Raw genomic sequence first — 20,340 nt, 5'->3', positions numbered from 1 at the left:
GCTTCCTCTGCCGTCATTGCGAGCGAAGCAATCCACGTCTCCGCTCGTTGAGAAATGGATTGCTTCGTCGCTTCGCTCCTCGCAATGACGATGAGAGGACGCCTAACTTAGAAAGCCCCCCATGTCCGTCCGTATCGTCGACGTCCGCGAGGTGACCAAGCCGATCTCCTCGCCGATCCGCAACGCCTATATCGACTTCACCAAGATGACCTCGAGCCTGGTGGCCGTGGTCACCGACGTGGTGCGCGACGGCAAGCGGGTGGTCGGCTACGGCTTCAATTCCAACGGCCGTTACGGGCAGGGCGGTCTGATCCGCGAGCGCTTTGCGCCGCGCCTCAAGGAAGCCGATCCGAAATCGCTGCTCGATGCCCATGGCGGCAATCTCGATCCGGACAAGGTCTGGTCGACGCTGATGTCGAACGAGAAACCGGGCGGCCATGGCGAGCGCTCGGTCGCGGTTGGCACCATCGACATGGCGGTGTGGGACGCGGTGGCGAAGATCGCGGGCAAGCCGCTGTTCCGGCTGCTCGCCGAGCGCCACGGCCGCACCGCCAATCCGCGCGTGTTCGTCTACGCCGCCGGCGGCTATTACTATCCTGGCAAGGACCTCGGCGCGCTGCGCAAGGAGATGCGCGGCTATCTCGATCGCGGCTACAACGTCGTGAAGATGAAGATCGGCGGAGCGCCGCTCGGCGAGGACCGCGAGCGCATCGAGGCGGTGCTGAAGGAGATCGGCAGCGAGGCGCAGCTTGCGGTCGACGCCAACGGCCGCTTCGATCTGGAGACCGCGATCGCCTACGCCAAGATGCTGCGCGAGTACCCGCTGTTCTGGTACGAGGAGGCCGGCGACCCGCTCGACTACGCGCTGCAGGCCGCGCTGGCCGAGTTCTATCCCGGCCCGATGGCGACCGGCGAGAACCTGTTCAGCCACCAGGATGCACGCAACCTGATCCGCTACGGCGGCATGCGGCCGGACCGCGACTGGCTGCAATTCGATTGCGCGCTGTCCTACGGGCTCTGCGAGTATCAGCGCACGCTCGAGGTGCTGAAGACCCACGGCTGGTCGCCGAGCCGCTGCATCCCGCATGGCGGCCACCAGATGTCGCTGAACATCGCGGCCGGCCTCGGCCTCGGCGGCAACGAGAGCTACCCCGACCTGTTCCAGCCCTATGGCGGCTTCCCGGACGGCGTGCTCGTCGAGGGTGGCCACATCGTGATGCCCGACCTTCCGGGCATCGGCTTCGAGGGCAAATCCGATCTCTACAAGGAGATGAAGGCGCTGGCGGACTAAGTCCGGCCCGCGACTGCCGATCCGCCGGGCGCGGGGTGGCCTGAGTTCGTTCGCAAAAATTCGTGAGCAGCGCTCAAGAAATTATTGAACGTTGCTCATTTCCGGATATACTCATGAGGACAGGGCGTCTTTCTCCCGGATGATCGGGGCAGGCGCGAAAACCGGCCGTGAGGATAGCTGCATGCCATATTCAGCCAAGGATCTCCGGGACGCCGCAAATGCCGGAGTGATCAGCCCGGCCGATCTGGAACGGTTGCTCGCTTTCCTGGCGAGCAGCGCCGGGCAGGGTCCGGCGGGCGATGCAAGTCCCGCCGCCAAATTCGATGCCGCGCATGTGCTCTGGTACGCCGGCGCGCTCATCGTGATCGGTGCGATGGGCCTGTTCTCGACCCTGGCCTTCACCCAGATGGGCGGCCGCGCGCTCACGGCCTGCGCGATCGCCTATGCGGTCGGGTTCAGCGTGGCGGGTCACCACCTCTGGCACGACAAGAATCTGCGGGTTCCCGGCGGCCTGCTGATCGCGATCGCGGTCTCGATGGCGCCGCTCGCGGTCTACGGCATCCAGGACGAACTTGGCTGGTGGGGCAAGTTCGGCAAGCCGGGAACCGTACAGGACTTCTACGTCTGGGTGAAGGGCAGCTGGATCTTCATGGAGATCGCGACCGTCGCCGCCGGCGTCGTGGCGTTGCGCTACTACCGCTTCGCCTTCATCGTCGCGATCATCTCGGTCGCGCTGTGGTTCATGTCGATGGACCTGGCGCCGTGGTTCAGCGGCATGGCTCACGCCGATTTCGAGATGCGCCGCAGGGTGTCGATCTGGTTCGGACTCGCCGTGCTCGCGGTGGCGTGGATCGTGGACTATCGCAGCCGCAACGGCGACTTTGCGTTCTGGCTGCACTTGTTCGGCCTGATGGCGTTCTGGGGCGGAATTAGCGCGTCCGAAGGCTCAACCGAATTGAGCAAGGCGGTGTACTGCCTGCTCAATGTCGGCCTGATCGTGATCGCCGTGATCCTGATGCGGCGCGCCTATGCGGTGTTCGGCGCGTTCGGCATCTGCCTCTATCTCGGCCATCTCGCCGACGTCGTCTTCAAGGACTCGCTGTGGTTTCCGTTCTCGCTGTCGCTGATCGGCATTGCCGTGATCGCCGCAGGCCTTTTCTACCATCGCAACGAGCGTGCGATCACCGGCTGGATCGACGCGCATCTGCCGGCGGGGTTGCGGCCGCGGTCCGCGACGACGTGATCGCGACGTCCTGATCGCTTTAGAACCGCTACAATCTGGAATCGCTACAAGAAGTGCGGCGCGCAAGCGCCGCTCTTCTTTTCCGGGCGCAAATCCGGAAGCCAACAGAAACCATTCGCATCCTTGACTTTTCCAACCCTGCGCGCGCCGCGAGGTATCCCCGCGTCCATTCGTCGCGATTTTATTCCGTCGTCACGCAAAAATTTTCTCAGCTCCGTCGTCTGGACGCACAGCGCCTCACCTCACTAGAGGACGGCGCATCGCCTTCAGCGAAGGCGAGAGTTGCTTGGGGACGACGTCATGACATCAAGAACACAAGCCCATCGTCGCACTGTCTTGCTTGCGCTGCTCACGGCGAGCTATCTCGCGCTGAGCGTTCCGCTCGCAACATCTGCCGCACAGGCGCAATCGGCGCCGTCGCAGGCCGGCGCCTCGTCGCTGCCGCCGGTGACGGTCACCCCGCCGGCCACGCAACGCCGCCGCAGCGCACCGTCGACATCGCGTAACACCGCCGCAGCACGAGGCCGCCGCACCCAGTCGGCACGGCGGATCGCGCCCGCGGCCGCGGCAAAACCCTTCGCGGAATCGCAGGACGCCCGCACCGGCACGTCAGGCTATTTCGCCAACAGCACGTCGGTGGCGACCAGGACCAACACCGCCATCGTCAACATCCCGCAATCGCTCAACGTGATCACGCGGGAGCTGATCCGCGACCAGAACTATCAGAGCCTCACCGACGTCACCCGCTATGTCCCAGGCGTTGCCGTGCACCAGGGCGAGGGCAATCGCGACGAGCTCGTGATCCGCGGCGTCGATTCCAGCGCCAACTTCTTCGTCAACGGCTTTCGCGACGACGTGCAGTATTTCCGCGACATGTACAACGCCCAGAGCATCGAGGTGCTGAAGGGGCCGAGCGCGCTGACCTTCGGCCGCGGCGCCGGCGGCGGCCTGCTCAACCGCACCCTCAAGGAAGCCGACGGCAACCGCATCTACGAGGCGACGGCGCAGACCGGCTCGTGGGGCGATCGCCGCGTCAGCCTCGACGCCGGGCAGGCGATCAACGACAACGTCGCAGCGCGGCTCAACGTGTTCTACGAGGGCGCCGATGCCTTCCGCGATTTCAACCATCTCGAGCGCTACGGCATCAATCCGACGGTGACGCTGAAGCCCGACGACAACACCAAAATCAAACTGAGCTACGAGTACTTTCACGACGAGCGTACCGCCGACCGCGGCAATCCCTCGCAGGGGCTGCCGGGTGGCGCGACCCGCTTCAACCCGACCACGCCGTTCGCGCCGAACGGCGACTTCTCGACCTTCTTCGGCAGCCCAAGCCTGAACACCGCGCAGGCGACGGTGCAGACCGGCATGGCGATCATTGAGCACGATTTCGAGAACGGGCTGACGGTGCGCAACGGCACCTTCGCCGCCGACTACCAGAAATTCTATCAGAACGTCTATCCGACCGGCGGCCCGCTCGCGGGCGCGGTCAATCCTGCCGACACGGCGGTCAATCTCGGCGCCTACCAGCACACGACGAACCGCGACAACGTCTTCAACCAGACCGATTTCACCTACAAGACCTGGACCGGGCCGCTGTTCCACACGGTCGGCTTCGGCACCGAGTTCGGCCGGCAGACCGGCGTCGACATCCGCAACACCGGCGTATTCCCGAACGGCACCAACACCATCGTGCAGAACCCGTTCGCGCCGACCTATTTCGGTCCGGTGACGTTCCTTCACCACTTCACCGGCACCAATACCGACGGCGTCACCACGCCCGATTCGAACAGCCGCTACGCGCTGAACATCCAGTCCGGCTATGTCAGGGACACGATCGAGATTTCGCGCGCCGTGCAGATCATCGCCGGCGCGCGGTTCGATCGCTACGACATGTCGGCCACCGACATGAACACCAACATCAACCGCAATCGCGTCGACAATCTGGTCTCGCCGCAGGGCGCCCTGATCATCAAGCCGATCGATTCGATGTCGGTCTATACCGCCTACAGCGTCTCCTTCCTGCCGGCCTCGGGCGACCAGTTCAGCGCGCTGAACGACGGCACCCTGATCCTGCAGCCGCAGCGCTTCGAGAATGTCGAGCTCGGCATGAAGTGGAATGTCAATCCGAAGCTGTTGTTCTCGACCGCGGTGTACAATCTGAACCGGACCAACCAGCCGATCGCCGATGGCAACAATCCCGGCTTCTTCTTTCCCTCCGGCAGCACGCTCACGCGAGGCGTCGAAGCCAGCCTGACCGGCTATGTCACCGCGCAATGGCAGTCGTCGCTGGCCTATGCCTATACCGACGCGAAGATCACCGGCGCGACCTCGGCGACCGTGGCGCCCGGCAACCGCGTCCAGCTGGTGCCGTACAATCAGTTTGCCTGGTGGAACAAGTATCAGTTCACGCCGATGTGGGCCGCCGCGCTCGGCGTGATCTATTTCGGCGATTCCTTCGCCTCGTCCGACGACACAGTGCGGCTGCCGAGCTTCGTGCGCTTCGATGCGGCGATCTATGCCAAGATCGACGAGACCTGGAGCGCCCAGCTCAACGTCGAGAACATCTTCGACAAGGGCTATTGGGCGTCGGCTGACGGCAACAACAATATCTCGCCGGGACAGGGTCGGACGGTAAGGCTGATGGCGCGGGCGAGGTTCTAGGCGGCGAGAGCGTCGACGACGTGCGGTCATTGCGAGGAGCGAAGCGACGAAGCAATCCATTTCTCCGCATGTGTGGAGAGATGGATTGCTTCGCGGAGCCGTCATCCGGCGGCGCTTTGCGCCGGCCGGGTGGCTCGCAATGACCGGGATGGAGTTCGGCTTGCCTAGCCCAGCCGCATATCCAGCAGCCGCCGGCCTTCGCCCTTCAGCAGCTTCTTCACCGCGCTCGAGGCGATTACCTCGCCATTGTTGGCGTAGGCCTCGTGGTTCTTCTCGATGTCGTCGAGGCGGTAGAGGTAGTTGACCATGATGCCGGCGGATTCGCGCAGGCCCTTGGGCGAGAGATCGCCGAGCCAGTTGATCCGCTCCAAGCGTGCGCCGTTGCCGAGATGGAAGCGCGCGACCGAATCGATCAGCCGTCCCTTCGGGGTGCGCGCCTTCAGGAAATAGTAGGCGGCAAGCGGCTCCAGCACGGCGCGCAGCTGGGTCGCGAGCTCGGCGTTATCGAACCAGTCGGGCTTGCCGAGGCTTTCCAGCAGCTGGCGGTCCTCCTCGGTGAGCGGCACGTCGTCGGCCTGCTTGACCCACTGCATGAAGCCCGGCACCGGCGACAGCGTCACGAAGTTGTCGAGCTTCGGCAATTCGCGGCGCAGCTCCTCGACCACCTGCTTGATCAGGAAGCTGCCGAACGAGATGCCGCCAAGGCCGCGCTGGGTGTTGGAGATCGAATAGAACACCGCGGTGCGGGCGCGCTCGACCGGGACCGGCTCGCGCTCTTCCGCAAGCAGCGGCGCGATCGCGCCCGGGATGGTTTCCGTGAGCGCGACCTCGACGAAGATCAGCGGCTCGTCGGCCAGCGCCGGATGGAAGAACGCGTAGCAGCGGCGATCGATCGGATCGATGCGGCGGCGCAGATCGTCCCAATCGCGGATCTCGTGCACGGCCTCATAACGGATGATCTTCTCCAGAATATTGGCCGGCGACGACCAGTCTATCCTGCGCAGCACGAGGAATCCCCTGTTGAACCAGGACGAGAGCAGATGCACCACGTCGCGATCGAGCGCGGCGAGGTCCTTGTTGCCCTTCATCAATGAAAGCAGATCGGAGCGGATCGACACCAGCTCGCCAGTGCCGCCCGGCGCGCGATTGAGCCGGCGGATCAATTCCTGGCGGCGCGGCTCGGAGGCGAAATGCAGGTCGCTGGCGTCGTCGCCATTGGCTTTGGCGCGCCAGCTTTCGATCGCCTGCGCCAGCTTGGCGTGATCGGGGCCGAAATCGCGGGCCAGCGTCTGAAAGAACGACAGCCGCCCGGCTGCATCGAGATGGTGGTAGCGGTCGAGCACTTCGCGCGCCATCGCGGTGCCGGAGGCTTCGCCGCGGCCGGACAGCAGCGCCTCGCACAATTCCAGCAGTTCGGACGCATCCTGCTTGTCGTTGGCCGGGCTGGCGCGGCCGAGCAGGACGCGGCCGCGTTCGGAAATCGTCGAGAGCAGGTCAGAGAAGAAGGCATTGGCCATGAGCAGGTCGTATCCAGCAGGTCGTATCAAGTGAAGCCGGACCTTACACGGGATTTAAGGTCGGGAGCACAGCAATCAAGCGCATGGATCGTACGGAAATATGTCGCAGCGCGACAGCGGTATAATTCGTCACCGCTGCGCCCGGTGACAAACCCCGTTCACGTTTTCTCCGCGAACGCGGTCGGTGTCTTGCCGGTAACCTGGCGGAACGCGTGGGAAAATGCCGGCACGCTGGCATAGCCGAGGTCGGAGGCGACCTGCTTGACCGAAACATTCGCGCTGCTCGACAGGCGCTCGATCGCCGCCGCGATGCGGGCGCGCTGGCACCAGCTCTTGAATGAGAGCTGGGTCTCCGCCGAGAACAGCCGCGACAGCGTCCGCGCCGAGGTGCCGACGGTGCGCGCCAGCGCATCGATATCATGGTCCTTGGTCGGATCGGCCAGCACGATGTCGGCGGCGCGCCGGCAGCGCGGCTCCTGCGGCAGCGGGATGAAGGTCGCGGAGTCCTCGGCCTGGTGCAGCTCCAGCATCACGAGGCGGATCAACAGATCGGTGCGCTCGCGTCCGCATGAGGCGTCGAACAGCGCCAGGATCGCCTGGTGCACCAGCGGCGACACCCGCACCACGAATTCGTGGTCGAGGCTGTCGCTGCGCTTTTCGCGCGCGAGCCAGGCCTGGTCGAAATACAGCGTGCGCATCTCGATGTCGGCAAGCACGTCGATTGCGTGCGGGAGCAGGGCAGGGACCCACACGGCGCGGTCCGGCGGCACCAGCCAGCGCCCCTTCGGCGTGGTCACCTGCATGGTGCCGCTGGCGGCATAGACCAGCTGTGCCTCGCGGTGCATGTGCGGGTCGAGCCGGACGCCCTTGCGATAGCTGCGCGCCACCAGATGCACGCCGTCCCCGGTGACGCGCCGGTCCTGGTGGAGGGCTCTTATTGGCGGCTCAGCGATAGTCATTGGCGACATCCCGTCAGGACAAGCACCTATAACCTATTTTTCGAGCAATTGAAGAATCGCGTGAGAGACGTGCCGATGAACAGTCCTAGCAACAGTCCAAGCCGGGTGATCACCTTCGTCAACGCCGCCCATTTCATCGATCACTACGCGATGCTGATCTTCGCCGCCGCCGTCATCATCATGGGCCCGGCGCTCGGCATGGCTTATTCGGAACTCCTGCCCTATGCGACCCCGGGCTTCATCGCCTTCGGCGCCGGCTCGCTGATCACCGGCTGGCTCGGCGACCGCTGGAGCCGCCGCCACATGATGGTGATCTTCTTCGTCGGCATCGGCCTGTCGATGATCTCGGTCGGCTTCGTGCAGACGCCGCTGCAGCTCGGCGCGGCGCTGCTGGCGATCGGCATCTTCGCCTCGATCTATCATCCGGTCGGTACCGCGATGATCGTGTCCTATGCCGAGAAGCTTGGCGCCCAGATGGGGATCAACGGCGTCTGGGGCAATCTCGGCGTTGCCTCGTCGGCGCTGGTCACCGGCGTGATCGGCCAGTATCTCGGCTGGCGCTGGGCGTTCATCGTGCCCGGCACGGTCACCGTGCTGATCGGCATCGCCTTTGCGATGACGGTGGTGCATGAGGACCGCAAGGGCTCCAGGCAGGCCGCGGCGCAGGTGCGGGTCGCCAAGGAGGACATGTGGCGCGTGGTGCTGTCGCTCCTGATCGTGGTGATCGCGATCTCCACCACCTTCAACGCGGTGACGGTGGCGCTGCCGAAGCTGTTCGCCGAACGGCTCGCCGATCTGACCAAGAGCCCGGCGCTGCTCGGGGTGATCGCGGCCGGGGTCTATGTGTTCGGCGCGATGACGCAGTACACCATCGGCAAGCTGCTCGACAGATATTCGCTGAAGACGGTGGCGCTGCCGCTGTCGTTCCTGCTGGCGCCGTTCCTCTATCTGGCGGCGAGCCTGTCCAACCTGCCGCTGATCGTGGTCTCGATCGGCATCGTGATGGGCGCGTTCGGCCAGGTCACGGTGAACGATGCCATGGTCGGCAAGTACACCACCGAGGAATGGCGCTCGCGCGCCTATGCAGTGCGCTATTTCGTCGGCTTCACTGCGGCCGGCGCGTCCGTCGGCCTGGTCGCCTGGCTGTACGACCAGGGCGGCTTCTCGATGATGCTGCGCGCGTTCGCGGCACTCTGCCTGCTGGCGATCGCGGCCGCGATCATCCTGCCGCGCGAGATCCGCACCCCGGCCACGCAGGCGGGCTGATACGGGACGTTTGCGCCGTCTGCCGTCGAGGCGATGCGCGCGCCGACCCGCGGTGCGCCGCTCGGGCATCGCCGGCAAACCGTGACCTGGTCACGGTTCGTCAACTTTGTTCCAACTCGAAGGTGTGGTAAGGTCCAAGTGGGCCTCGGGGACGACGGCGCCGGTTGCGCCTCGAGCACGCAATTTTCTTTGGAGCAGCCGGAGCGCCATGGGAGAAATTCGCGACTTCAAGTCAGGCCGGTCACAGCCCGACAATACACAGCCTCCGGGCGATTCAATGCCGCGGCGCCTCGCGGCGATCGTAGCGGGCGATATCGCCGGCTACAGCCGGTTGATGCAGCTCGATGAGGAAGGCACGCATACGCGCGTCAAGCGGACCCTGCGCGATCTGATCGAGCCCACGATTGCCGAGCACCACGGCAAGCTGGTCAAGACCACCGGCGACGGCTTTATCGCGATGTTCGACAGTCCGGTCGAGGCCGTCCGTTGCAGCATCGTGATCCAGCAGAACATGATCGGCCGCAACGCGGCGATCGCGAGAGATCAGTGGATCGAGTACCGGATCGGGGTCAACCTCGGCGACGTCATCATCGAGCCCGACGATATCTATGGCGACGGCGTCAACGTGGCCTCGCGCCTGGAAGGAATCGCGGCGCCGGGTGACGTCTTTATCTCCGGCGGCATCTACGAGCAGATCAAGCACAAGATGGTCTGCGGATACGAATCGCTCGGCGACCGCAAGGTCAAGAACATCACCGATCCGGTCCGGGTTTATCGCGTGCTGCCGGATGCAGCCGCGTACCAACGGACGCGCAGGCGCCGTGAGTCCATCCTGCTCACGCTGCTCGGACTGGCGATCGCGATCATCGCGGGGGGCGTGCTGTGGTATCTGCTCGCGCAACCGCGCGGCAAGCCGGCCGACGTGGCACAGGCGCCTCCGTCACCGACGGCATCGCCTGCCGTCCAGCCGCCGGCACCAAGCCCGGCTCCGACCCAAACCGCAAGTCCAACCCCGGCGGCACCGACGCAGCAAGCGTCGCCTCAACCCGCGCCCTCGGCGAGCCCCACCCCGGATCTGCCGGAGCCCGAACTGGTCTCGCTTCAAGCTGGCAGCTTCTCGATGGGAAGCAATGACGATCCTTCGGAGCGGCCGATCCGCCGGGTGACGGTCAGGCCCTTTGCCATGGGCAAATATCCGGTCACGGTCCGCGAATGGAACGCCTGCGCGGCGGCCAAGGCCTGTGGCTTCACGGCCAGCGGCAAGGACGACGTTCCGGTCACCAATGTGAGCTGGAGCGATGCGAAGCAATATGTGACTTGGCTCGCCGAGCGCACCAAGAAGCCCTACCGGCTGCCGAGCGAAGCCGAGTGGGAATATGCGGCGCGCGGCGGAACGCAATCGAAGTACTGGTGGGGCGACCAGATGCAATCGGGCCACGCCGGATGCAAGGATTGCGGCGGCGGCAGTTCGGCCGAGCAGCCGGTCAAGGTCGGCAGCTACAAGCCGAATCCGTTCGGCCTCTACGACATGGGCGGCGGGGTCGATCAATGGGTCGAGGATTGCTGGCACAGGAATTACCAGGGCGCGCCGACCGACGGTGCGGTCTGGTCCGGCGGCGACTGCGCCTCCCATGTCATCCGCTCCGGCTCGTGGAAGAATGACGCACGCTATGTGCGTCCGGCCAATCGCGATAATTACGACACCAATGTCCGTTATCCGACCCACGGTTTCCGGGTCGCACTGTCTCCCTGAGCGGTCATCCCTGATCGCCAGGCTTCATGGAGGGGCTATGAAAAGTGCAGGCTTGATCATGCTCGCCGCGGCGCTGACGCTGTTCGTGGCTCCGGCCGACGCGCAGAACAAGCCGGCCGGCAAGGACACCAAGCTGTATTTCATCTGGCCACGCGACGGCGCTAAGCTAAAAAGCCCGTTCTGGTGCCGCTTTGGGCTGCGCAACATGGGCGTCACCCATGCCGGCGACGACTACCCGAACAGCGGCCATCACCATCTTCTGATCGACGTGAATGAGCCGTTGAACCCGAATGAGCCGATTCCGTCGGACAAGTCTCATCTGCACTTCGGTGCGGGCCAGACCGAGACGCAGCTCGATCTGGCGCCCGGCAAGCATACCTTGCAGTTGGTGCTTGGCGACGCCAAGCACTATCCATTCAGCCCGCCGGTCGTCTCCGAAAAAATCACCATCCGGGTCAGATAGGCCGATACGGATGGCTCCCTTGCGAGAACCGGCGCTTGCGCAAGGCTGCGTCGTGCGGTTTGTTGCGCGCCTGCGGACAGCAAGATTCGGCATGGAGGAAGTCTGATGTCGTCTCGACTGCTGCGTCTGGCCGGCCTCGTCCTGGGAGTGATTGTCATGGCCACATCAGCGGATGCCGACGCCTTGAAGGATCAGATCGCGCCGACCGGAAAGCTCCGGGTCGCGATCGCCATCAGCCCGGCCGGCGGCGCGTTCTGGTCGACCAAGACCGAGAACGGCTATGCGGGCGTTCCCGTCGATCTCGGCCGCGAGATGGCGGCGCAACTCGGCATCCCGGTCGAATATGTCGTGCATCAGAATTCCGGCCAGATCACCGACGCGGCGGTCAGGAACACCTGGGACATCACCTTCCTGCCCAAGGATCCCGAGCGCGAGACCAGGATGACGTTCGGGCCGATCTACGAGGTTGCCGACGCCACCTATATCGTCAAACCCGGCTCGACGATCACGAATTTCGCCACGCTCGACCAGGACGGCGTCAAGGTGGCTGCCGTCAATGCCACCACGACGATGCGCGGCGCGATCGCCCATCTCAAGCACGCCAAGGTCACGGGCTATCAGACCTATGACGAGATCTTCAATCTGCTGAAGAGCGGCGAGATCGACGCGTTCGCATTGTCGCGCGATCAGCTCAACGCGATGGCGAAGAAGATCCCGGGCACGCGCGTGCTGGACGAGACCTTCAAGCAGACCGTCACCGCGGTCGCGGTGCCGCTCAACCATCCGCTCGCCGCGGCCTTCGCCACCAGGTTCATGACGGAGGCGATCGCCAACGGTACGCTGCGCAAGGCCTATGACGCTAACGGCCTGAAGGACACGCCAGTCCGCACCGAGGTGAAGTAGCGGCGCATCGGCAGGCTGACACGCGGTCGCGCCGGGCCCGCGGCCGGGCTCCGCATTTTTCGTGGGCGACATCTGTGCAGGCTGCATAAATCCGCGCCATCGCGCCGGCCGGTTCCTCTGTAGATCGGCTAAGTCATTGCATTAACGGTGATTTCGGGCCCGGCGCCAGCGGCTCCGGTTGGCATATGCATTGCTTTTGGTTGGATCAGTCAATGACGACTGCCGTCCTCCGGATTGCCGAGGCCAATGCTGGCCGAGGCGAGGGGATCAAGGCGCCCGGCCCGGGCGTCTCGAGCAATCGTTGAACCCCCATCTCCCGGACGAACGAGCATTTCAACCAACCCGCGTCGCTTCCGGCAGGCAACCGGCGCGGCCGAATTGCGCAAGGGGATTTTACGAATGGCCTATCTCGCTCCGTCCGAATTCGTCACCAAGATGGTGGATGCCGGCGAATCCAAGATCTTCATGTCGACCCGCGACACCGTGATCCGCGCCTACATGGCCGGTGCGATCCTCGCGCTGGCCGCCTGGTTCGCCGTGACGATCAACGTCAACACCGGGCAGCCGATCATCGGCGCGTTGCTGTTTCCGGTCGGTTTCGTCATGCTCTATCTGCTGGGCTTCGATCTGCTGACCGGCGTGTTCGTCCTTTCGCCACTGGCGCTGCTCGACAAGCGCCCCGGCGTCACGCTCGGCGGCGTGCTGCGCAACTGGGCTCTCGTCTTCATCGGCAATTTCGGAGGCGCGCTCACCGTGGCGTTCATGATGGCCTTTGTCACGACATTCGGCTTCACGCAGGAGCCCGACAAGGTCGGCATGACCATCGGCAATATCGGCGAGGGCCGGACGCTGGGCTACGCGGCGCATGGCGCGGCGGGCATGGCCACGCTGTTCATCCGCGGCATGCTGTGCAACTGGATGGTTTCGACCGGCGTCGTCGGCGCGATGATCTCCACGACGGTGCCCGGCAAGGTGATCGCGATGTGGATGCCGATCCTGGTGTTCTTCTACATGGTGTTCGAGCATTCGGTGGTGAACATGTTCCTGTTCCCGTCGGGACTGATGCTGCATGCGAAGTTCTCGATCATGGACTACCTGATCTGGAACGAGATCCCGACCGTGCTCGGCAACCTCGCCGGCGGCCTCGCCTTCACCGGTCTCACGCTCTACACCACGCATGTGAAGACGGCGCCGAAGCGCCAGCGCCTCGCGGCTTGATCGTGGCCGGCTGGAGCATGATCCGGAAAAGTGTGAAGCGGCTTTCCGAGAAGATCATGCTCAGACAAGAAGCCAAAGCGCGATGACGATTCAACATAATCTCGTCGCGCTTTGGTTGGGCTCTCCTGTCCCGGAGGGCCCCATTCGCTTTGGGACGGTCGATGCCGCGCGCGCTGAAAATATCGGTCGGGCAATTCTCTGATCAGGGCCGCAAGGACACCAATCAGGACTTCCACGGCGCCTTGATCCCCGACGAGCCGCTGCTCGGCCTGAAGGGCATCGCGGTGGTGCTTGCCGACGGCATCTCCTCGAGCAGCGTCGGACGCATCGCCGCCGAATCCGCGGTCAAGAGCTTCCTGACCGACTACTACTGCACCTCGGAATCCTGGTCGGTGAAGACCTCGGCGCAGCGGGTGCTGGAGGCGACCAATTCGTGGCTGCACGCGCAGACAAGGCGCAGCCAGAATCCCTACGACAAGGACAAGGGTTACGTCTGCACGCTGAGCGCCCTGGTTGTCCGGTCGACCACGGCGCATCTGTTCCACGTCGGCGACTCCAGGATCTATCGCGTCGCCGGCAACAGCCTCGAACAACTGACCAACGACCACCGCGTCGTGATCTCCTCGCAGCAGAGCTATCTTGGCCGCGCGCTCGGCGTGAACCCGCAGCTCGAGATTGACTACCAAAATCTCCCACTCGAGCGTGGCGATATCTTCCTGCTGGTGACCGACGGGATCTACGAGCATGTCCCGGCGCGGCAGCTCGCGAAGACGATCAAAGACGGTGCCGCGTCTCTCGATGCTGCGGCGAAATCGATCGTCGAGCAGGCCTATGAGAACGGCAGCCCGGACAATCTCACCGTGCAGATCGTCCGGATCGACGAATTGCCTGACGGCGATGCCGGCGAGGTGTTCGGCCAGCCGACCGAGCTGCCGCTGCCGCCGCTGCTCGACGCAAGAATGCTGTTCGACGGCTATCGTATCGTGCGCGAGTTGCACGCATCGCACCGCAGCCACATCTATCTCGCGGTCGACGAGGACAGCGTCACCACAGTCACGATCAAAATCCCCTCGATCGACCTGCGCGACGATCCAGCCTATCTGAAGCGTTTCATGATGGAAGAATGGGTCGCCCGGCGGATCGACAGCCCGCATGTGCTGAAGCCGTGGCTGCCGGAGCGCAAGCGCAATTTCCTTTATGTCGCGATGGAATATATCGACGGCCAGACCCTGACGCAGTGGATCACGGACAATCCAGCGCCGGCGCTGGAGACGGTACGCGGTATCACCGAGCAAATTGCAAAAGGGCTGCGCGCCTTCCACCGCAAGGAGATGCTGCACCAGGACGTCAGGCCCGACAACATCATGATCGACAGGACCGGCACGGTGAAGATCATCGATTTTGGCTCGACGCGGATCGCTGGCGTCGCCGCGGCGGCGCCGGCGGGTGTCGAGGACATCCTGGGCACCCAGCAATACACCGCGCCGGAATATTTCCTCGGCGAGGGTGGCACCGCGCGCTCCGACCTGTTCTCGCTCGGTGTCGTCACCTACCAGATGCTGACGGGACGCTTGCCCTATGGCGCGCAGATCGCGCGGGCCCGGACACGATCCGACTTCAACCGGCTGGTCTATCGTTCGGCCGCGCATGGCGGGCGCGAGATCCCGGGCTGGGTCGACGGCGCGCTGGAGCGTGCCGTGCATGCCAACCCGCTCAAGCGCTATGAGAGCTTTTCGGAGTTCCTGTTCGACCTGCGCAATCCCAACGCAAAATATCTGACGACGTCATCGACCCCGCTGATCGAGCGCAACCCGGTGCTGTTCTGGAAGTCGACCACGCTGCTGCTGGCGCTGGTCGTGGTGCTGCTGCTCGCCTACGGCGCGCATCATTTGCGGTAGCGGCGCCAAATCCGCCAGCCTATCCCCGTCATCCCCGCGCAAAGGCTTCGCCTTTGTCGCTGGAGGCGCGAGCCTTGCGGCGCACTTGCGCCGCTGGGCGAGCCTCGAAGGATGAATCGGCCACTGGCGGGGCCGTGCATCCTTCGAGACGGCCGCGTTGCGGCCTCCTTGGGATGACGGGTTAGAAGGCCGACTTCAGTGCGTCCCGCCCCCGGCAATCGGATCGAGGCCGCTCTTCACCAGCGCGTCGTGCGCATCCGGCGAGGCGAGGAAGCTGATCAGCGCCTTGCCGGCCTCACGCTCCTTTGCAACCGTCGCGATCCCGGCGGAAAACACCGTGATCTTCTGCAACGGCTCCGGCAGCGGGCCGACGATGTCGATGCCGGCGACCGGCTTCAGCTCGGAGATCTGCTGCAGGCCGACCTCGGCCTCGCCCTTGGCAACGATCTCGCCGACCGGGGTCGCCGGGATCATCCGCGCCTTGTCTTTCATCTGATCGGCGATGCCGAGCTTTGCGAACATCTCGGTCGAGACATAGACGCCGCTGGCGCTGTCGGAATAGGCGACCGACTTCGCCGCCAGCAGCGCTTGCTTGACGGTGTCGGCCGAACCGATGTCCGGCCTCGGTGCGCCTGATTTCACCGCGATGCCGATCGGCGACTTCACGAGGTCGACGCGGCTGTCGGGCACCACTTTGCCCTGCTTGATGAGATCGCCGAGCGCATAGCCGACCATGATCAGCACGTCGGCCGGCTCGCCGCGCTCCAGCCGCACCGGAATGGCGTTGGTCGTGGTGCCCATCGACGGCCCGAAGGCGGTCACCACCTTGTGCCCGGTCTTGCGTTCGAACTCCGGCACCAGCGCCTTATAGGCCGCCGTCAGCCCGCCCGAGATCATGACATGGACTTCGGCGGCGGATACGGCCGAGGTGAAGGCGAGGGCGCTGATCACGGCAAGCGTGAGGGCACGGAAGGCGGCAGGCGCGCGCATGGAGTTTCTCCCTGGACGATTCTTCGGAAGCGGGTCGTCGTGGCCGGGGAGACTACTGCCTGAGGGCAGGCATGACTAGCCGCAGCGTCTTTGCGAGGCGCGCAACGATGCAGATGGAGCATTGTCGGGAGGCGAGATTTCGTAGCCCGGATGGAGCGGAGCGAAATCCGGGCGCGGCTTCTCCGCGGAAACACTCTCCCGGATTGCGCTCCGCTCCATCCGGGCTACGGGATCCCGTCACGAATTCACATGCACGAAATCGCGCAGCAGCGGGTAGATCTCGTTGTTCCAGCGCTTGCCGGAAAACACGCCGTAATGGCCGACGCCGGCCTGCATGTGATGCACCTTGCGATAGGTGCGGACCCCGGTGCAGAGGTCTTGCGCGGCGAGCGTCTGGCCGATCGAGCAGATGTCGTCCTTCTCGCCTTCCACCGTCATCAACCCCATGCGCCGGATCGCCGCCGGATTCACCGGGCGGCCGCGATGCATCAGCATGCCCTGCGGCAACAGATGCTCCTGGAACACGTCGCGCACCGTCTCGATGTAGAACTCCGCCGGGAGGTCCATGACCGCGAAGTATTCGTCATAAAAGGTCTTGATCACCGCGGCCTTGGCGGTCTCGCCCTTGGCGAGATGATCGGCGAGATCGATATGCTGCTTGATGTGGCGTTCCAGGTTCATCGATACGAACGCCGTGAGCTGCACGAAGCCGGGATAGACCTGGCGCAACGCGCCCTTGCACTGCATCGGCACGTAGTTGATCAGATTGTCCTCGAACCATTTGATCGGCTTGCTCTTGGCGAATTCGTTCACCTTGGTCGGCTGGATCCTTGTGTCGATCGGCCCGGCCATCAGGGTGAGCGAGGCCGGCCGCGCCGGATGATTGTCTTCCGACATGATCGCGGCGGCGGCCAGCGCCGACACCGAAGGCTGGCAGATCGCCACCATATGCGCGCGTGGGCCGAGCTGGCCGAGGAAGTCGATCAGATGGTCGGTGTAGTCCTCGAGCCCGAAGCGGCCCTTGCTGCGCGGGATGTCGCGCGGATTGTGCCAGTCGGTGATGTAGACGTCGTGGTCCTGCAGCAGCGTCTTCACGGTGCCGCGCAGCAGCGTGGCAAAATGCCCGGACATCGGCGCCACCAAGAGCAGCCGCGGCTGCTCCGGGCCGTCGACCTTCCTGAAATGCAGCAGCGAGCCGAACGGCGTGGAATAGGCGACCTCCTCGGTCACCTCTAACTCCCTGTTGCCGACGGTCACGCTGCCGATGCCGTAGTCGGGGCGGGCATAGCTCAGGCTGGAGCGCGAGATCAGTTCGAGCGCGGCCGCGAGCCGGCCGAACGTCCGGTCGGACGCGCCGCGCGGCACCAGATTGAGATAGCGCAATGCCGCCGCGGCGCCGGTCCGCCACGGCGCGGTGAGGTCCATGTGGTTCTGATAGGCCTGGTACAGCATTGACATCATACGCATCCACCCGTGGCCCGGCTTGCCATGCAATATCGACGCCAGAGGCGGGCCGGCCGCCCGGCAAATTGGCACGTGGCTTGCTGCAAAAACCGATGGCTCCGGATGCGCGGCGGCTGAATCGGCGCGCGATGTCAGGGAGCTGAGGACGCGTTCAGGCGTGAGGGACAGATATGGCGAAAGCGACACTCACCATCAGCAGCAAGAATTACTCCTCCTGGTCGCTGCGCGGCTGGCTGCTGGCGAAATTCGCCGGGCTCGAGTTCGAGGAGGTGGTCACCGCGCCCGACGACCCGTCGGCGCGCGCCGAGCTGCTGCTGCTGTCGTCCTCGATCCTGGTGCCGTGCCTGCGCCACGACGGCGCGACGGTCTGGGATACGCTCGCGATCGGCGAGTATCTCAACGAGATCATGCCGCATGCCGGGCTGTTGCCGGAAGACCGGATCCAGCGCGCGCATTGCCGTTCGATCTCGGGCGAAATCCATTCCGGCTTCACCACGCTGCGCTCTTCGCTGCCGGTCAATCTCAAGGGCCATTTCCCCGGCTTCAAGATCTGGTCGCGGGCGCAGGCCGACATCGACCGCGTCTGCACCATCTGGCGCGATTGCCTCGGCGCATCGGGCGGGCCGTTCCTGTTCGGCGAACGCCGCACCATGGCGGACGCGATGTATGCGCCGGTCGTGACCCGCTTCATGACCTATGACGTCAAGCTCGAGCCTGCGCTTGCGGTGTATGCCAGCACCATCATGACGATGCCCGAGATGCAGGAATGGATCGAGGCCGCGAAGGCGGAGCCGGCCGACGTCGAGGAACTCGAGGTCGAATATTAGGCAGCGCCCGGCCCGGGCCTGCCTGCATCGGCGGCTCAAGCACGAGGCAAGCCTTGCTCAATGGACGTGCCGTCGGCGTCGGGCACCGGCCATGCGCGACGGACGCGCGCGACAGCCACTGAGGCGCAAATTCGTGCCTCGCTCCAAATGCTTCCGCGGCGATGTCAGCGCGTGGCGAGACGGTTCGCCGCAGCCCAACCCGGCTGGCAAGGATTTCGCATGGCAATGACCGAGCTGTGACCGCGACGATGCGACGCTGCCGAAAATTTGGACGCCGAGCCGCGCCGCGATCTCGCGAACACGAGAACCGTGGAGGCTTGAAATGAACCAGCACGCCGTCGTCAGCAAATTCTCCCACGTCAAACCCGGTGACACCGAGTTCAAGGGCGGAGGTCTGCGCGACTTCTTCCTGTATCGCGATCTCGGCATCGCCGACGCCACCGGCGGGCAGGTGATCTGCCATCTGGTCAAGGCCAATCCCGACATGCCGCCGGAGCAGGGCACCGGCTGGCACAAGCATCTGTGCGATTTTCAGATCGTCATCATGACCAAGGGCTGGGCGCGCTTCATGTACGAGGACAAGGAGACGCTGGTCGAGGCCGGCGACGTTATCCATCAGCGTCCCGGCATCACCCACTACCTGTTCGATTACTCGAAGGACATGGAATACCTTGAGATCGTCAGCCCCGCCGATTTCAAGACCGTGGACGTGCCGCCGGCGACCGAAACGGTGCCGCCGATCACGCCGTGGAAATGATCGCCAGCAGGACAGAGAGGAGGGATCGCAATGTCGTCTGCGGAGGAGTTAACCTTTGTTATCGGCCGCTGGCTGCGGCCGATCGTCATGCTTCTGTATGTGGTGCGCAGCCTCGGGCTGATGACCACATCTAGCCGTGAACAACGCAGTACGCTGCTCGATCAGTGATTCGGACGCGGTTCGTTCCACCCGCGTTCCAAATCTTAAGACACGGTGCGCGCGCGTCGCGTTTTGAAACAGCGCGCGCCGATGCCGGCCTCAGGCCATGCCCGCCTGCTTCTCGCGCGGCATCCGCCAGGCGATGACATTGGCTTCCAGCGCGCCGCCGGTCGTGTCATTGCGCCACTGGCCATTGACGAAGCGGCAGGCGAACGGCAGCTGATACGTTCCGCTATGATCCTCACAAAGTACTTCCACGCGCTGTTCCGGCGCAGGTTCGCCATTGCCATCGAATTGCGCCAACCGTTTTTCGCGCGTTGCCATGCGATCTGTCTCCACTGCCCAAGGTCGAGCCAAAAGGGATCGAACCAAACAAGTTCCGAAGGCCCCCGTCCCCACGAGTAGTCCCGTAATGGGTGAAGCACACCGCTTGAATGCGGTTTCAGTGTGGTATGTCTGCCTTGCTTTCAGCGTCGCGAGCACAAAACTGTGAATGACGCATTTGCCTGGAGACGCCGATGACCGCTCGTTTTGTTCTCGCCCTGCTGGCGCCGCTTGCACTCGGCGTCGTCGGAGCCGCGCATGCGCAGGACGTTCCCGGCATCGAGATCTGCACCGTCGAGAAAACTATGGAGCGGCGCACCAGCTGTCTGCAGAGCAACGTCGACTTCCTGCAGAAGACGATCAACAAGCTCACATCGGATCATCAGCAGAAGCTCGATGCCGCCAACCGGCAGATCGTGAGCTTGCAGAGTTCGGTCGCGAACTTGCAGAAGCTCGTCACCGATCTGCAAACAGCGCAGGTCAAGCTGACCGAGGACCTGAAGAGGAAAGCCGACGCGCCGCAGGCGAAGGATGCCGCGCCCGCCGCGAAGGACGGGACGAAGTAGCCCGCAGCCGTCATTGCGAGCCAACGGGTCGCGCGACCGCGCGCCCGATGACAGGCTCAGCGAAGCAATCTATCTCTC

Annotated in this window: 18 protein-coding genes; 13 read left to right on the top strand and 5 right to left on the bottom strand. The window is 64.3% G+C overall.

Annotation, left to right across the window (positions count from 1 at the left end; translation table 11 throughout):
* Positions 1-121 precede the first annotated feature (121 nt).
* From QA639_RS31950 to QA639_RS31940, 3 genes are all read left to right on the top strand, one after another.
* Positions 122-1,291, top strand: a complete 1,170-nt coding sequence (locus QA639_RS31950) for a mandelate racemase/muconate lactonizing enzyme family protein (RefSeq protein ID WP_157345422.1) — start codon at positions 122-124, stop codon at positions 1,289-1,291.
* A gap of 181 nt (positions 1,292-1,472) precedes the next feature.
* Positions 1,473-2,534, top strand: coding sequence for a hypothetical protein (locus QA639_RS31945; protein ID WP_157345420.1), 1,062 nt, complete (start codon positions 1,473-1,475; stop codon positions 2,532-2,534).
* Positions 2,535-2,834: 300 nt separating this feature from the next.
* Positions 2,835-5,198, top strand: coding sequence for a TonB-dependent receptor (locus QA639_RS31940; protein WP_157345418.1), 2,364 nt, complete (start codon positions 2,835-2,837; stop codon positions 5,196-5,198).
* Between the two features lie 164 nt (positions 5,199-5,362).
* Here the strand turns inward: QA639_RS31940 and QA639_RS31935 are convergent, their stop codons facing one another.
* Positions 5,363-6,715: a malonyl-CoA decarboxylase gene (locus QA639_RS31935; protein ID WP_157345416.1), complete on the bottom strand. Its 1,353-nt coding sequence runs from the start codon at positions 6,713-6,715 to the stop codon at positions 5,363-5,365.
* 158 nt (positions 6,716-6,873) lie between these two features.
* Positions 6,874-7,674 carry an AraC family transcriptional regulator gene (locus tag QA639_RS31930; RefSeq protein ID WP_050383274.1) on the bottom strand — a complete coding sequence of 267 codons (801 nt, stop codon included), beginning with the start codon at positions 7,672-7,674 and terminating at the stop codon, positions 6,874-6,876.
* 75 nt (positions 7,675-7,749) lie between these two features.
* Here QA639_RS31930 and QA639_RS31925 point away from each other — a divergent pair, with 75 nt between their 5' ends.
* From QA639_RS31925 to QA639_RS31900, 6 genes are all read left to right on the top strand, one after another.
* Complete coding sequence (locus tag QA639_RS31925) at positions 7,750-8,940, top strand: MFS transporter (RefSeq protein ID WP_050383228.1); 1,191 nt, start codon at positions 7,750-7,752, stop codon at positions 8,938-8,940.
* Positions 8,941-9,148: 208 nt separating this feature from the next.
* Positions 9,149-10,693 (top strand): SUMF1/EgtB/PvdO family nonheme iron enzyme, encoded by a 1,545-nt coding sequence (locus QA639_RS31920; RefSeq protein ID WP_028332650.1) that lies wholly within the window; start codon positions 9,149-9,151, stop codon positions 10,691-10,693.
* A 58-nt stretch (positions 10,694-10,751) separates the two neighbouring features.
* The gene (locus tag QA639_RS31915) at positions 10,752-11,156 is read left to right on the top strand and encodes a DUF4399 domain-containing protein (RefSeq protein ID WP_428841194.1); all 405 of its coding nucleotides are present in this window, start codon (positions 10,752-10,754) and stop codon (positions 11,154-11,156) included.
* A gap of 156 nt (positions 11,157-11,312) precedes the next feature.
* Complete coding sequence (locus QA639_RS31910; protein WP_157345414.1) at positions 11,313-12,059, top strand: transporter substrate-binding domain-containing protein; 747 nt, start codon at positions 11,313-11,315, stop codon at positions 12,057-12,059.
* A 399-nt stretch (positions 12,060-12,458) separates the two neighbouring features.
* On the top strand, positions 12,459-13,277 hold the full coding sequence (locus QA639_RS31905) for a formate/nitrite transporter family protein (protein ID WP_028332647.1): 819 nt from the start codon (positions 12,459-12,461) through the stop codon (positions 13,275-13,277).
* Between the two features lie 161 nt (positions 13,278-13,438).
* Positions 13,439-15,175, top strand: coding sequence for a bifunctional protein-serine/threonine kinase/phosphatase (locus QA639_RS31900; RefSeq protein WP_283088020.1), 1,737 nt, complete (start codon positions 13,439-13,441; stop codon positions 15,173-15,175).
* Positions 15,176-15,370: 195 nt separating this feature from the next.
* Here QA639_RS31900 and QA639_RS31895 read toward each other — a convergent pair whose 3' ends face one another.
* Both QA639_RS31895 and QA639_RS31890 read right to left on the bottom strand, forming a co-directional pair.
* Entirely contained in the window at positions 15,371-16,165 is a 795-nt protein-coding gene (locus QA639_RS31895; protein WP_283088019.1) for a substrate-binding domain-containing protein, read from the bottom strand.
* 237 nt (positions 16,166-16,402) lie between these two features.
* Complete coding sequence (locus tag QA639_RS31890; protein ID WP_028332644.1) at positions 16,403-17,626, bottom strand: polyhydroxyalkanoate depolymerase; 1,224 nt, start codon at positions 17,624-17,626, stop codon at positions 16,403-16,405.
* Between the two features lie 173 nt (positions 17,627-17,799).
* Here QA639_RS31890 and QA639_RS31885 point away from each other — a divergent pair, with 173 nt between their 5' ends.
* From QA639_RS31885 to QA639_RS31875, 3 genes are all read left to right on the top strand, one after another.
* Entirely contained in the window at positions 17,800-18,456 is a 657-nt protein-coding gene (locus QA639_RS31885; RefSeq protein WP_028332643.1) for a glutathione S-transferase, read from the top strand.
* Positions 18,457-18,778: 322 nt separating this feature from the next.
* Positions 18,779-19,213, top strand: coding sequence for a cupin domain-containing protein (locus tag QA639_RS31880; RefSeq protein ID WP_021080031.1), 435 nt, complete (start codon positions 18,779-18,781; stop codon positions 19,211-19,213).
* A gap of 30 nt (positions 19,214-19,243) precedes the next feature.
* The gene (locus QA639_RS31875) at positions 19,244-19,381 is read left to right on the top strand and encodes a hypothetical protein (RefSeq protein WP_016848367.1); all 138 of its coding nucleotides are present in this window, start codon (positions 19,244-19,246) and stop codon (positions 19,379-19,381) included.
* A gap of 90 nt (positions 19,382-19,471) precedes the next feature.
* Here the strand turns inward: QA639_RS31875 and QA639_RS31870 are convergent, their stop codons facing one another.
* Positions 19,472-19,696, bottom strand: coding sequence for a hypothetical protein (locus tag QA639_RS31870; protein ID WP_028332642.1), 225 nt, complete (start codon positions 19,694-19,696; stop codon positions 19,472-19,474).
* Positions 19,697-19,890: 194 nt separating this feature from the next.
* Between QA639_RS31870 and QA639_RS31865 the strand changes: the two genes are divergently transcribed.
* Entirely contained in the window at positions 19,891-20,262 is a 372-nt protein-coding gene (locus tag QA639_RS31865) for a hypothetical protein (protein WP_283088018.1), read from the top strand.
* The last annotated feature ends 78 nt before the right edge of the window (positions 20,263-20,340 follow it).

Source organism: Bradyrhizobium pachyrhizi (assembly GCF_029714545.1).
In the GTDB taxonomy this organism is placed as follows: Bacteria; Pseudomonadota; Alphaproteobacteria; order Rhizobiales; family Xanthobacteraceae; genus Bradyrhizobium; species Bradyrhizobium pachyrhizi.
The sequence above is the reverse complement of the archived record's forward strand: the minus strand, read 5'-3'. Positions and strand labels throughout refer to the sequence as shown.